Here is a 13,100-nt window from a genome sequence, read left to right as displayed (position 1 = left end):
ATGTCGGAACGACGTGCTTCGAATCGGGAGGGCCGAACGATGAACGGTGCCGACAGCGAGGTCGGGCGGCTGGAGACGGTCATGCTCCACCGCCCGGGTGCCGAGCTCAAGCGGCTGACCCCCCGTAACAGCGACAAGCTGCTCTTCGACGGCATCCCGTGGGTCGGCAGGGCCCAGGAGGAGCACGACGCGTTCGCCCAGTCGCTGCGCGACCACGGGGTCGAGGTTCTCTACCTCACCGAGCTGCTCCAGGACACGCTGGAGTACGACTCCGCACGGCAGGAGATCATCCCTGCCGTGCTGGAGGAGCGCCAGCTCGGCGACAGGCTCGCGCAGCTGACGCGGGACCACCTGGAGGAGCTCGACCCCGAGGACCTCACCCAGACGCTGATCGCCGGGCTCGCCCGCGAGGAGCTGAAGACCGGCCGGGGCCTGGTGTACGGCCTGATGGACCGGCACGACTTCGTCATCGACCCCCTGCCGAACCTGCTGTTCACCAGGGACTCCAGCGTGTGGATCGGCGACCGGGTGGCCGTGACCAGCCTCGCCATGCCGGCCCGTACGCGAGAGAGCCTCCTGACCCGCCTGATCTACACCTACCACCCGAGGTTCGCCGGAGTGGACCACCTGTACGAGCCCTGGCTCGAACACGTGGAAGGCGGTGACGTGCTGCTGATGGCTCCAGGAGTCATCGCGGTGGGGACGGGCGAGCGTACGACGCCCGCGGGGGTGGAGCGCCTCTGCCGGCGTGTCTTCGAGGCCGGGCTGGCGCACACCGTGCTCGCGGTGCCGATCGCCCAACAGCGGGCCACCATGCACCTCGACACGATCTGCACGATGGTCGACGTGGACACCGTGGTCATGTATCCCCCGGTGGCCTACTCACTTCAGGCCTACACCGTGACCTCGATGGAGAACGGCGAGCTTCGCGTGTTCGAGCCTCGCCCGTTCCTGGAGGCGGCGGCCCAGGCCATGGGCATCGAGCGGGTCAAGGTCATCGACACCGGCCTCGACCCCGTCACGGCCGAGCGCGAGCAGTGGGACGACGGCAACAACACGCTCGCCCTGGCTCCGCGCGTCGCGGTCGCCTACGAGCGGAACGTGGAGACGAACGCGCGCCTGGAGGCCTCGGGGGTGAAGGTCATCCGTATTGCGGGCAGCGAACTAGGAAGCGGCCGGGGTGGCCCACGCTGTATGTCCTGCCCTATCAGCAGGGAACGTCTATCCACACTCGCGTAGGGCGCCCATTTCGGGCGTCCTAACTTGTGAATTAAGGACAGCGACCGGGGCGTGGAGAACCGCCCACACCGTGGTCATTTCACCGTCGTGGCGCACCCCCCAGCGCACGGCGAGGAACTCGACGATGCCGAGCCCCCGCCCGCCGAGCGAGGAGAGGGTCGGCCGTCCCGCACGGGGCTCCGTGGCCGCTCCTCCATCACTCACCGTGACCTCGAGATGTTCGTCAGCCCAGTCCCATGTGGCCTTGATCTGGCCTGATGGGAGCGGGTGGGCGTGACGCAACGCATTGCTCAGCAGCTCGCTCACCACAAGGACTGCGTCCTCTACCGCGGCGGCGAACACCCCCCATGCCTCGAGATCGGCGCTGAGACGCTGGCGTGCGACGGCGACGCTGGTCGGCGCATACGGCAACAGCACGACGCCCTCACTTCCCCGTTCTCCTGCATTTCCCCCTGAGGAAAACACATCCCAGTACGACCGAAATGCCCCGTTCGATGGTTCTGGAAACCGAGTGGCGATCATTGCTTGTGCAGATTCGACAATAGGTGAGTCCATCCGTGACCTGCTCGTTACCGGTTCGGTGTGTCGGATCCGATATAGGCCGGTGCGATGCCCAAGATGAATCGCATTCGGGTGCCTCCACCAGGCCGGGAATGCGCGGTCACCTCGCCACCCTGGGCGCGGGCGAGGCTGCGCGCGATGTAAAGTCCGAGCCCCACACCGCCGAACCTGCGGCGGTCGCCGCTGTCGGCCTGGACGAAGCGTTCGAATACGCGCTCGCGGTCGTCCGGCGCGATGCCCACCCCCTCGTCGTCCACCACGAGGACCACGTGATCGCTCTCGGCCCACGCGAGGACGCGGATCAACCCGCCGTCCGGCGAGTACTTGAAGGCGTTCTCCAGGAGCTGGCCGAGCAGGATGTCGGTCGCCAGGGCGTCGCCGTCGACCAGTGGCAGGTCACGGGGGATGTCCACCTCCACGCGGTGCCTGTCGGACAGGACCGGCATCCCCAGCGTGGCCGCGCGCACCCGTTCGCCCAGGTCGAAGCTCTCCACCTGGACCTTCAGCTCCTCGGCCCCGGCCCGCGCGCCGAGGAGCAGGTGATCCATGAGCTGGCCGAGCGCCTGTGCCCGCTCCGCGATGGTCCGTACGGCCGAACGGCGCTCGACGTCCGAGAGCTTGTCCCAGCGCGCGTCGAGCGTGCTGGCGAACCCCTGGACCACGGTGATCGGCGTGCGGAGCTCGTGGCTGGTGGTGGCGAGGAACAAATCCTTGGCCTCCTCCAGCTCCTTGGCCCGCGTGACGTCGCGGAAGTCGACCACGATCTCGGCGGTCTCGTTTATCTCGGCGCTGACCACGTCGAGCCAGCGGCCGCACGGAAGCTGGGTGGTGAGCTTCTCACCCGGCGCCGGCAGCGGGAACGGCGGCCGGGCACCGATCACCTCGTCGGCCCGCACCCCGGTCAGTTCCTCGGCCGCCGGGTTCCACTGGCGGACGAACCCCATGCCGTCGAGCACCGCGATGCCGTCCGCGCTCGCGTCGACGACCGCCCGCTCGTGGGCGCGCTGCCGCACGGCGTCCTGGTACGCCATCGCGTTGGCGAGCGCGATGCCGGCGTGCCCGGCCAGCAGTTCCAGCAGCTCAAGCTCGATGTGGCCGGCCTTGCGCTCGGCGAACAGCGCGTACAGCGCCCCGTACGGCCGCCCGCCGACCGCCGCGACGCCGAGCGCGATGGTGTGCAGTCCTGGCAGCTCCGACCAGATCAGGTCGTCGAGCACGGTCTGGTCGCCGGTCTCCAGCAGGACGGTCTTGCCGGTCCTGAGCAGCTTGCCGACGAGGCTCGTATGCAGGTCGGCGGTGGCGCCCCACAGCCTGTCGGGCAGCCCGTGCGTGCTGACCAGCCGCAGGCGGTCGTCCTCGATCAGCACGAAGCCGCCCGCGTCGGCCCCGGTCAGCTCGGTGAGGCTCCCGGCTATGCGGTCGAGCACGGGTGAGAGCTCAAGCTCGGCGTTGATGTCGCCGACCACGTCGGTGAGCCGCCGGACGAGCCTCGCCCTGCGGGCTCCCCGATCGCGGGCCGCCGAGTCGTTCTCCAAGGAGTGGTAGACGCTCACGTACCCGAGCAGCGCACCGGCCTCCGAGCGCAGCGCGCTCATGTCCACGCCCACGTCGACGAGCGAGCCGTCGCTGCGCAGGCGCTTGGTGCGCAGGGAGACCGGACCTCCGGTGCGGACCCGTTCGAGCACCGCGTTGTGCTCCACCACCAGTTCCTCGGGGACGAGCGGCGCCCTGCGCCCGATCATGTCGTCGCAGGTCCAGCCGAAAAGGCGCTCGGCGGCGGGGTTCCACACCAGGACGGAAAGGTCACGATCGAGGGCTACGACGGCATTGGGGGAACTCGCGAGGACAGCGCGGGCAAAGCCGTCATCGGCGTTCTCTACCCTGTTGTCACTCATGACCCCCATCGTGCCCGTTTTTGCAAGCGCGCCTTGGCACTTTCGATGTGCGAATCGTCGCATTCGTCGGGACCGTACCCTCTCGAGGCCTTCTACGGCGCGCGGCGCACGGCCGTCACGGTCGGTGGGAGCCTCCGCTCCGATACGCTGCCTGGTAGCGGGACCGGGAGGGGTGCGGCCATGTCGACAGGGGATCTCGAAGCCCTCGTGCGGGTGACCGCTCCCGGCTATGTGGGCGAGACCCCACCCGACATCGCGTTCGGGATGACCGACACCCCCGCCGGACGGCTGGCGCTCGCCGTCACCGCGCGCGGCGTGGTCGCCTGCAGCTACGAGAACGAGCACGTGGTCTTCGCGCGCATCACCCGGGAGATCGGCTCGTTCATCGGGCCCGACCCCCGGCGCCTCGATCCGATCCGGCGCGAGCTCGACGCGTACTTCTCCGGCAGGCTCCGGGCCTTCACCCTGCCCGTCGACCTCCGGCTGGCCACGCCGTTCGCCCGTACGGTGCTCCAGATGACGATGGCCGTGCCCTACGGAAGCGTCACGACATTTCCAGAAATCGCCGAGCGCATCGGGCGTCCCCAGGCGCTGCGCGCCATCGGCAACGCGCTGACCGCCAACCCCGTCTGCGTCATCGTCCCGTGTCACCGGGCGATCGAGTCGCCGGGGAATCCTGGAGGCTACGCCGGCGGCCTCGCCGCCAAGCAGTATCTTCTCCGCCTCGAAGACCCCGCCCGCTGAGCGCCCGCGCCAGCAGGGTCGCCAGGGCGGACACGATGAACGCGGCCAGCGCGGCGTTCATCCAGACCTGCCGCTCGAAGCCGATCGCGTCGCGAAGATCCGTCCAGACCGAGTCCCACCACGCCACCGTGGGCGTCGCCGTGACCAGCCAGTACGCCACGAACCCGAGCACCCAGGGCACGACCATCCCCCAGCGCGAGGGCGCCCCGGCCGAGGTGTCCCACCTGGCGGCCCCGCCCAGCACGAAGTAGTCGATCACCAGCACGGCGAACATCGGGACGAACACCGCGCCGATGACGCCGAGGAACGCCCCGTACGAATTCACGTCGGCGAAGAGCGCGATGACGGTGGTCAGCACGCCGACGCCGATCGAGAAGATGCGCCGGTCCACCCTCGGCAGGAGGTTCTGCAGGGACATCGCCGTGGAGTAGACGTTGGCGAACGACTGGTCGGCCTCCCTGAGCACGAGGATGCCGAAGAACAGGCCCCCGAGGGGCACCGCCACGAACGCGTCCCACACCCGGCCGGGGTCGTTCCCGACCAGGGCCAGCGCGAGTATGCCGATGACCAGGCACGCGACCTGGGCGATCGTGTAGCCGCTGACCACCCCCGCGAAGGCCGCCCGGCCGGACCGCGAGTGCCGCGCGTAGTCGGCCGCCACCGGCACCCAGGAGACCGACAGCGCGATCACGTAGTCGACCGCCGGGGCGAAGGCGCTCCAGTCGCCGCCCCCGAGAGTGGGGGCCTCGCGCAGCAGCGCCACGGCGAGCCACACCATCGCGACGACCACCCCCGCCGTCACGAAGCGGCGGAGCAGGCGGATGGCCCCCAGCGGCCGGATCGTCAGGGCGATCGTCAGCAGGCCCGCCGCCACCACCCAGACCCAGTACGGCACGGAGTCACCGAAGATCGCACGGGCCCCGGTGGCGATCACCCACAGCTCGAAGGCCCCCCAGCCGAGCATCTGGACGATGTTCAGGACCGTCGGGACGTACGACAGCCTGGCCCCGAACAGGCCGCGCAGCAGCACCATCGCCGGCGCGCCGGTGCGCGCGCCGGGCACCGCCGCCAGGCCGACCATCACGGTGCCAATCAGGCTGCCGACCACGGCCGCGAGGACGGCCGCGCCCAGGCTCAGCGGGACGTCGCCCAGCGGGTTGAGCAGGTACAGGGCCCCGGAGAAGCCGAGGAGGCTCACTCCGAGGTTGGCCCAGAAGGCACCCTGGTCGAGCAGGCCCAGCGTCTTCGGAGGGGCCTCGTCGAGGGTCAGGGGGACCTCGCCGACGGCGGATGTCATCGCACGCTCCCTACGCCGGCATTACCCGGACAGGTTCATGCGGTCGGCGGCGCGCCCAGCGTCACTGGGAACCGCCCTCTCAGCCCGGTTGCGCCCGAGCTCCCGCGGTATGGATTTTGACCGAATTATTACACCCCGTCGCTAGGCGACGAAGGGCTGCCCCCCGTTTTCGGCCACCATCGGGCGGCCGGCGGCGGCCCACGACTGCATGCCGCCCTCAATGTTGATCGCCTCGCGGCCCACGTGGTTGAGCCACGCGGCGGCCCTGGCGGACCTGCCGCCGACCCGGCAGACGACGTAGACCGGCACGCCCGCCGGGACCTCGTCGACCCTCTGCTGCAGCGCGCCCAGCGGGATGTGGACGGCCGTCGGGGCGTGCCCCGCCCGCCACTCATCGGGCTCGCGCACATCGAGCAGGAAGACGTCGTCGGGTACGGCCTTGGCCTCGATCTCTGGGACGTTCATGCCGTTCATTGTCCCCGCTCTACGAGTCTTTCCGCCCGCTAACGGAGGGTTGTCATCGCTAACCCAGCGTTGTTTTTCGGCGAGAGGCTACTTGAGCAGGCGGGACAGCCTGCGGTCGGCCAAGGGCTTCCCGCCGGTCTGGCACGTCGGGCAGTACTGCAGGGAGGAGTCGGCGAACGACACCTCCTTGATCGTGTCCCCGCACACCTCGCACTGCTGCCCGGCACGCCCGTGCACCCGCAGGCCCGACTTCTTCTCGGTCTTGAGATCCTTCGCGGCGATGCCGCGCGAGCGCTCGACGGCCGCGCGCAGCGTGCTGACGATCGACTCGTGCAGCCCCGCCACCGCGTCGTCGGTCAGCGACCCCGCGATCTTGAACGGGGACATCTTCGCGACGTGCAGCACCTCGTCGGAGTAGGCGTTGCCGATGCCGGCGATCACCTTCTGGTCGCGCAGGAGCCCCTTGATCCGGGTGCGGCTGCCGCCCAGGATGCCCTTCAGAACGTCGACGGTGAACTCGGGCGAGAGCGGATCGGGCCCGAGGCTCGCGATGCCGGGCACCTCGCCCGGGTCGCGGACGACGTAGACGGCGAGCCGTTTCTGGGTGCCCGCCTCGGTGAGCTCGAACCCGGGCTGCTCGCCGTCGTCGTCGGGCGCGAACCGCACGCGGACCGCCAGAGGGCCCTTGCCTGGACGGACGGGCTTCGCGCCCGAGAGGTCGTCCCGCCAGCGCAGCCAGCCGCCGCGGGCCAGGTGGGTGATGAAGTGGATCCCGTCGCAGTCGAGGTCGAGGAACTTTCCGTGCCGGGCGACGCCCGTCACCGCCAGCCCGGCCAGCGAGGTCACCGGCGGGTCCACCGTCTTCAGCGCCTGGAAGGCCACCACGTCGACAGCGGCGACCGGGCGGCCGACGGCCCGTTCGCGCAGGAACTCGGCGAGCGACTCCACCTCGGGAAGCTCGGGCATGCCATCACACTAACCGCTCGCACGGCCCGGCGACGCGTGCCTGAGGACGGCTCGGCGCGCGTCGCGCCTACCTGGTGAGGACGTCCTTCGGCACCGGCTTGTCCTCGGCCAGGGCCTTGAACAGCCGCAGAGCGCGCTGGGTGTCCCACTTCACGACGGAGGCGCCGTTGATCGTGGGCAGCGAGCCCACGGGCACGGCGGTGGCGACGGGATCGCCGCTCATCGCGAGCCCGAGCGACAGCAGGTCGAAGGCTCCCGTGCCCGGGTCGACCGCCACCGAGTCGGTGGCGCTCATCGCGAGCGGGATCGACCGGAACGGGTTGACCAGGACGCCGGGGCTGGCCGCCTTCTTCACCACGGCGCCGAAGAACTGGCGCTGGCGCTGGGTGCGGTCGAAGTCGGGCAGCGCGCCGGTGGCGCGGGTGCGGACGTACCCAAGGGCGGTGCCGCCGTCCATGTCCTGGCAGCCCTTCTTGAGGTTGATGCCGGCCTTGTGGTCCTTGATGTTCTGCTTGACGCAGATGTTGACGCCGCCGATCGCGTCCACGATGCCGACGAAGCCGCCGAAGCCGATCTCCATGTAGTGGTCGATCCGGATGTCGGTGACCTTCTCCACCGTCTTGGTCAGCAGCTTGGGCCCGCCGAAGGCGTAAGCGGCGTTCAGCTTGTCGCTGCCGTGCCCTTCGATGGGGACGTAGGAGTCGCGCGGCAGGCTGACGAGCGTCGGCTTGTCGCTGCCGCTCGGGATATGCAGGAGCATCATCGTGTCGGTGCGCTTGCCGACCGCCCTGCCGGTGGCGAGCTTCTTGCGCTGGGCCGCCGTCAGCCCGGCCCGGCTGTCGGAGCCGACCAGCAGCCAGTCCTCGCCCGGCGTGGCGGCGGGACGGCCGTCGTAGTCCGTGAGCGACTCGACGCTCGTGATGCGGGAGTTGATCCAGAAGAACCCGACCAGGCCGAGGACGAGCAGCAGCACCAGCAGGATCACGAGGATCCGCACCACCAGACGGCCCGTACGCCGTGGCCGCCCGGCCTTCGGCTCGCCGCGACCCCGCCCGCCGGACGGATGCGTCTCAGGGACCTCCGGGGCATCCGGGGCCGACAGGGGCCGGACCGGGGCCTGGCCGGACCTCGGCTTGCCGTACACGCGTGATCTCCCCTTGGAATCGCCCGCCGGCGTGGTCCGCGGCGCCTCCCCGCCCCCGGGGAAGGACTGCTGGCGGGTTCTCTCCTCGTCGGGACCGCCACCGTCGCCCGTGCCGCGCGATCCCTGCGGGAAGCGGTGCGCGGGCTGGCCGGCCGAGTAGGGCTCCTCGGCACCGCCCCCGGCCGCCGGGGGGTACGCCCCTTCGCCTCCGGCACCGGCCGGACGTCGCAGAGCCCGGGTCGGCCCCTCGCGGGACCCACTCTCGTCGGCCCCTCCCGACCGGTCTCCAGGCCAATCGCCCACGTTGTCGTCCCCGTCCTGTGGCTAGAGCCGCTTTGCTTCGAAGCTACGCCGTCGTGTCGGCGGTGGACGCTCCGTCACCAAGGTTTTCTCATGTAAAAGTACGCAGAGTCACAGTAAGTCACCAATGTCGTGCCGCGGGAAACATTGGCCGAGCCTGGACCGTTACGGTTATCGACGACCTCTAGCGAAAGGACAGTCGTGTCCGCTCCCGACCCGTGGAGTACATGCCCGTGCCACGGCACGGGCCCTATTCAATCGGGGATGGCAGACCAGTGACCATGGTTCTCGGTCTGCCGGCCGTACTACTTCTCACCCTCGCGACCGGCTACTTCGTCGCGCAGGAGTTCGCCTTCATCGCGGCCGACCGGTCGACGCTCCGGGAGCAGGCCGCGTCGGGCGACGCCGCCGCCGAGCGGGCGCTCAAGGTCACAGGAAGGCTCTCGTTCATGCTGTCGGGCGCGCAGCTCGGCATCACCGTGACCACGCTGCTCGTGGGCTTCATCACCGAACCCGCGCTCACCCCGCTGATCGCCCCCGGCCTCACCGCCCTGGGCGTCCCGGAGGCCGCGACCCCCGGCATCGCGGTGGCCCTCGGCCTGGTGATCGCCACGATCGTCCAGATGGTGCTGGGCGAGCTGGTCCCCAAGAACTTCGGAATCGCCCGGCCCGAGCCGGTCGCCAAGTGGCTTTCCAGGTCCACGCTGATCTACATGGCCGTCGCGGGCCCCGTCATCCGGCTCTTCGACGCCTCGGCCACCCGCCTGCTCCGCCTTGTCGGCGTAGAGCCGGTGGAGGAGGTCGAGCACGGAGCCACGCCAGAGGAGCTGGCGCGCATCATCGCCGAGTCCGAGGCCGCCGGTGAGCTTCCCGAGCGCCTGTCGGACCTGCTGGAGCGTGCGCTGGAGTTCGGCGACCGCACCGCCGAGGACGTCATGGTCCCCCGGCCCCGGGTGGTCTCCCTCCGCGCCGGACGGCCCGCGTCCGACCTGCTGGAGGCCGTGAAGTCCTCGGGCCACTCCCGCTATCCCGTGCTGGGCGCGGACGGCGGCGACGTCGTCGGCGTGACCGGTCTGAGCGAGCTGCTCCGCGGCGAGTCCTACGACGAGCCGATCGAGCGCATCAGCGGCGCGCCCCTGCTCGTGCCCACCACGCTGCCGCTGCCGGCGCTGCTGGAGCGCATGCGCACGGCGGGCAGCGAGCTGGCGTGCGTCATCGACGAGTACGGCGGGCTCGCCGGCGTCGTGACGATGGAGGACCTCGCCGAGGAGCTCGTCGGCGAGCTGATGGACGAGAACGACCCCGAGCCGGACGAGGCCGTGGCCCAGGACGACGGCACCTGGGACGTGCCCGGCACCCTCCGCCTGGACGAGGTCGAGCGCGCGACCGGCCTCGCGCTTCCCGAGAGCGAGGACTACGAGACCGTGGCCGGACTGATCATGGCCCGCCTCGGCCGTCTGGCCGAGCCAGGCGACGAGGTCATCGTGCCCCTGACCACCGAGCGGGACCTCCTCGACGAGGACGACCCCGCCGAGGAGAACGTCCTGCTGACCGTGCTCGAAGTGCAGCGCAGGGTCCCCGGCCGGGTACGGCTCACCCCCCGGATCGCCGACGCGGCGATCGTGGGCGGTGAGACCCGGTGAACACCGTGACCGCACTGCTGCTGGGCGTCGTCCTGCTGGTCGGCAACGGCCTGTTCGTCGCGGCCGAGTTCGCCGTGGTCTCCGGCAAGCGGCACCGCCTTGAGGAGGCCGCCGGCGGTGGTGGCCGCCTGACCAGGACGGCCGGACGGGCCGCCCTCCGCAACGGGCGCGAGCTGTCCCTCATGCTGGCCGGGGCCCAGCTCGGCATCACGCTGTGCTCCCTTGGCCTCGCCATGGTCACCGAGCCCGCGATCGAGCACCTGCTGGAGCCGGTCTTCGGGCTGGTCGGCCTTCCCGAGTCGGTGCAGGTGGGCGTCGCGTACGTCATCGCGCTGGCGATCATCACGTTCCTGCACATGGTGGCCGGCGAGATGGCGCCCAAGTCGTGGGCCCTGACCCACCCTGAGCGGGCCGCTATGGCGCTGGCGCTGCCCTTCCGTGGTTTCACGTGGATCGCCCGGCCGGTGCTGGCGACCCTCAACGGCCTGTCCAACGGGCTGCTGCGCGCGTTCGGCATCCGGCCGAAGGACGAGCTGGCGACCACGCGCACCCCGCCGCAGCTGGCGCTGCTGGTGGGCGAGTCGGGCCGGATGGGCCTGCTGGACAGGGACGAGCACGACCTGCTGACCCGGGCGCTCAAGGTGCAGTCGCAGTCGGTCGAGCGGCTGATGGTGCCGATCGACAGGGCCACGGCCGTACCCGCCGGGGCGCCGGACGACCTCGTCCGGGACGTGGCCGCACTGAGCGGCCACCTGCGCCTGCTGGTCAACGGCGGCTCCCCCGAGGATGTGCTCGGCGTGCTGCACGTGCGCGACACGCTGATCCATCCCGGGAACGCGCCTGAGAAGCTCATGAGCCCCGCTCCACGCCTGGAGTCGTCCACGACGATCCCGGAGGCGGTGGCGCGTCTCCAGGACGCTCACGCGCATCTGGGGCTCGTCACGGACAAGGAGGGCCGGGTCACCGGCCTCGTCAGCCTCACCGACCTCGTCGGCGAGCTTCTCAACACCCGCACGGCGCCCACGGTCGTCCGCCAGCGCCCCGCCGTCCACGCGAGGTGACTTCGCGCCGCCCTGTCTGAGGAGCCCTTCAGGCACCCTCAGGCATGCCGTCCAGGCACCAGGCGTCCTGCTCAGGCGCCTTCTGGCAGCGTCCCTGCTCAGCCGCCTTCTGAGGGCGTCGCGAAAGCGGCGGCCAGGGCGAGTGCCCCGGCCAGGCCGAAGGCCGCGCCGAAGCCGGTCTGGGTGATGAGCACGCCCAGGGCGGCGGGAGTGGCCGCCGCGGCCACGTTCTGCACCGTGTTCTGGCCGCCCAGCGCACGGCCCGCCCAGGCCGCTCCGGCCATCTCGGACACGGCGGTGAACGCCAGGCCGTTGCCGCTCATCGAGATCACCAGCGCGGCGATCAGCAGCGGGGTCCCCGCCGTGGAACCCACCTGGACCGCGACGGCCAGCAGGACCATCACGCTCGCGTTGATGAGCGCGAGCTGCCGCATGGGACGTACGCGGCTGCGCGCCCAGTCGGACCACCGCCCGCACAGAAGCCGCCCGCCCGCCCCCGCGAACTGCGCGACCGCCACGAGCTGTCCCGCGGCCGCGGCGGGCCAGTGGCGCTCGGCCACCAGATAGGTGAGCGCGAACGTCGCCGTCGCGAACTGAGGGACGACCAGCAGCATGCTGGCCGCGTGGACCCTCCACAGCCGCGGCGAGCGGTACGGGGATTCGGCCCGCTCTCCCGGCCGGGCAGGGTTTCGCGGGGGGTCGACGACCATGGACCCGACCGCGATGGCCGTGACCAGGCAGATCCCCGCCATCGCCAGGAGGGCGGCGCGCAGGCTTCCCATGGACGGCAGCACAGCGCCCGCCACGGCCACCCCGATGGGTTGTGCGGTCTGCCGCCAGCCCATCGCCACGCCGCGCCGCCCGGCGGGGAACCATCCCAGGACCACCCGGCCGCTGGCGGCGTTCGCCGAGGCCCCCGAAGCGCCGGCGAGCGCGAGCAGGACGGCCAGGGGCCCCGCGGTGGTGGTGAAGGCCGCGAAGGCCAGGAACATCGTCGCCAGGCCCAGCCCGAGGGTCATCGCCAGGCGCTCGCCGTACCGGTCGGCCACCCAGCCCCAGGCTATGAGCGTGAACAGCATGCCCGCGCTCGGCGCGCCCACGACCAGGCCGGCCTGCGCCAGGCCGAGGCCGAGCTCCTCGCGGAGGACCGGGACCAGGAACGGGAGGCCGTACATGAACACGCAGCCCGCGCCCTGCGCGGCCACGCCCAGGCTGAGCATCGCCCAGCGATTCGGTGCCCTCATGCGGGCACCATAGAACCGATCTCGCTTTACAAGACAATCCGTCTTGCATAGTGAGACCTGAAAGTATTTTCTGAGGTAGCGGTTCGCGTGGGAGTGGACACGTGGCTTCGATGCGCGCCGCGTGCAAGTGCCCCGAAAGTCATCTGAAAGCCGGGCGCACTAGACACCGACGTGGGCGATCACGACGCAGAGAGTAAAGGAAAGGACTCAGACCTCCGGACGGGGCTTCTCTCCCCGGGTGCCACCCACTACCTTGATCGGAGCCCCTTGGCCAGAGGGGTGTCCTGTGCGTCACAAGGGCCGAGTGCCAGCGGGAGCCACAGGACTTCGAGCCTTCGGGGTTTCAGGGGCGGGTTCCTTGGAAGCAACCAGACCCGGAGGAGATCAACGTGGCACAGAACACCAGAACCGCCAGGAAGAAGCTCGCGCTTCGACCGGCCGCAGGACCGACCGGGGGCCCTTCGGGGGTTCCAGGGGGACGCCCTCCTGGGAAAACACAAAAACCCCGGTGGAAGAAGCTTCCGCTTCGACCAGCCGGGGG

11 protein-coding genes and 1 riboswitch are annotated in these 13,100 nt (G+C 70.6%); of the genes, 4 read left to right on the top strand and 7 right to left on the bottom strand.

Features of this window, described 5'->3' with window-relative positions; genetic code table 11:
* The first annotated feature begins 39 nt into the window (after positions 1-39).
* Entirely contained in the window at positions 40-1,239 is a 1,200-nt protein-coding gene (locus tag AB0O34_RS15780) for an arginine deiminase (protein ID WP_363916092.1), read from the top strand.
* Here AB0O34_RS15780 and AB0O34_RS15775 read toward each other — a convergent pair.
* Both AB0O34_RS15775 and AB0O34_RS15770 read right to left on the bottom strand, forming a co-directional pair.
* Positions 1,222-1,656 (bottom strand): ATP-binding protein, encoded by a 435-nt coding sequence (locus AB0O34_RS15775; protein WP_363916091.1) that lies wholly within the window; start codon positions 1,654-1,656, stop codon positions 1,222-1,224. The two genes, AB0O34_RS15780 and AB0O34_RS15775, sit on opposite strands and share 18 nt — an antisense overlap.
* A gap of 152 nt (positions 1,657-1,808) precedes the next feature.
* Entirely contained in the window at positions 1,809-3,704 is a 1,896-nt protein-coding gene (locus AB0O34_RS15770; protein WP_363916089.1) for a PAS domain S-box protein, read from the bottom strand.
* Between the two features lie 171 nt (positions 3,705-3,875).
* On the opposite strand from AB0O34_RS15770, the gene AB0O34_RS15765 reads away from it, so the two are divergent.
* Positions 3,876-4,439, top strand: a complete 564-nt coding sequence (locus tag AB0O34_RS15765; RefSeq protein ID WP_363916088.1) for a methylated-DNA--[protein]-cysteine S-methyltransferase — start codon at positions 3,876-3,878, stop codon at positions 4,437-4,439.
* Here AB0O34_RS15765 and AB0O34_RS15760 read toward each other — a convergent pair.
* From AB0O34_RS15760 to AB0O34_RS15745, 4 genes are all read right to left on the bottom strand, one after another.
* Positions 4,330-5,736, bottom strand: a complete 1,407-nt coding sequence (locus tag AB0O34_RS15760; protein ID WP_363916086.1) for a cytosine permease — start codon at positions 5,734-5,736, stop codon at positions 4,330-4,332. The genes AB0O34_RS15765 and AB0O34_RS15760 overlap by 110 nt on opposite strands.
* Positions 5,726-5,852, bottom strand: a riboswitch (TPP riboswitch). (Overlaps the previous gene by 11 nt.)
* 25 nt (positions 5,853-5,877) lie before the next feature.
* Positions 5,878-6,210: a rhodanese-like domain-containing protein gene (locus AB0O34_RS15755; protein WP_363916085.1), complete on the bottom strand. Its 333-nt coding sequence runs from the start codon at positions 6,208-6,210 to the stop codon at positions 5,878-5,880.
* Positions 6,211-6,288: 78 nt separating this feature from the next.
* Positions 6,289-7,167 (bottom strand): DNA-formamidopyrimidine glycosylase family protein, encoded by an 879-nt coding sequence (locus AB0O34_RS15750; protein WP_363916084.1) that lies wholly within the window; start codon positions 7,165-7,167, stop codon positions 6,289-6,291.
* A 67-nt stretch (positions 7,168-7,234) separates the two neighbouring features.
* Positions 7,235-8,614 carry an LCP family protein gene (locus AB0O34_RS15745; protein ID WP_363916082.1) on the bottom strand — a complete coding sequence of 460 codons (1,380 nt, stop codon included), beginning with the start codon at positions 8,612-8,614 and terminating at the stop codon, positions 7,235-7,237.
* Positions 8,615-8,892: 278 nt separating this feature from the next.
* Here AB0O34_RS15745 and AB0O34_RS15740 point away from each other — a divergent pair, with 278 nt between their 5' ends.
* Both AB0O34_RS15740 and AB0O34_RS15735 read left to right on the top strand, forming a co-directional pair.
* On the top strand, positions 8,893-10,254 hold the full coding sequence (locus tag AB0O34_RS15740; RefSeq protein ID WP_363916128.1) for a hemolysin family protein: 1,362 nt from the start codon (positions 8,893-8,895) through the stop codon (positions 10,252-10,254).
* Positions 10,251-11,315, top strand: a complete 1,065-nt coding sequence (locus AB0O34_RS15735) for a hemolysin family protein (protein WP_363916081.1) — start codon at positions 10,251-10,253, stop codon at positions 11,313-11,315. Before AB0O34_RS15740 ends, AB0O34_RS15735 begins: the two co-directional genes overlap by 4 nt.
* A gap of 98 nt (positions 11,316-11,413) precedes the next feature.
* On the opposite strand, the gene AB0O34_RS15730 is transcribed toward AB0O34_RS15735, so the two are convergent.
* Positions 11,414-12,559 (bottom strand): MFS transporter, encoded by a 1,146-nt coding sequence (locus tag AB0O34_RS15730; RefSeq protein ID WP_363916080.1) that lies wholly within the window; start codon positions 12,557-12,559, stop codon positions 11,414-11,416.
* Positions 12,560-13,100 lie beyond the last annotated feature (541 nt).

This window comes from Sphaerisporangium sp. NPDC088356, from assembly GCF_040685555.1.
Lineage (GTDB): Bacteria > Actinomycetota > Actinomycetes > Streptosporangiales > Streptosporangiaceae > Sphaerisporangium.
This window is presented reverse-complemented; position numbering and strand designations above follow the sequence as displayed.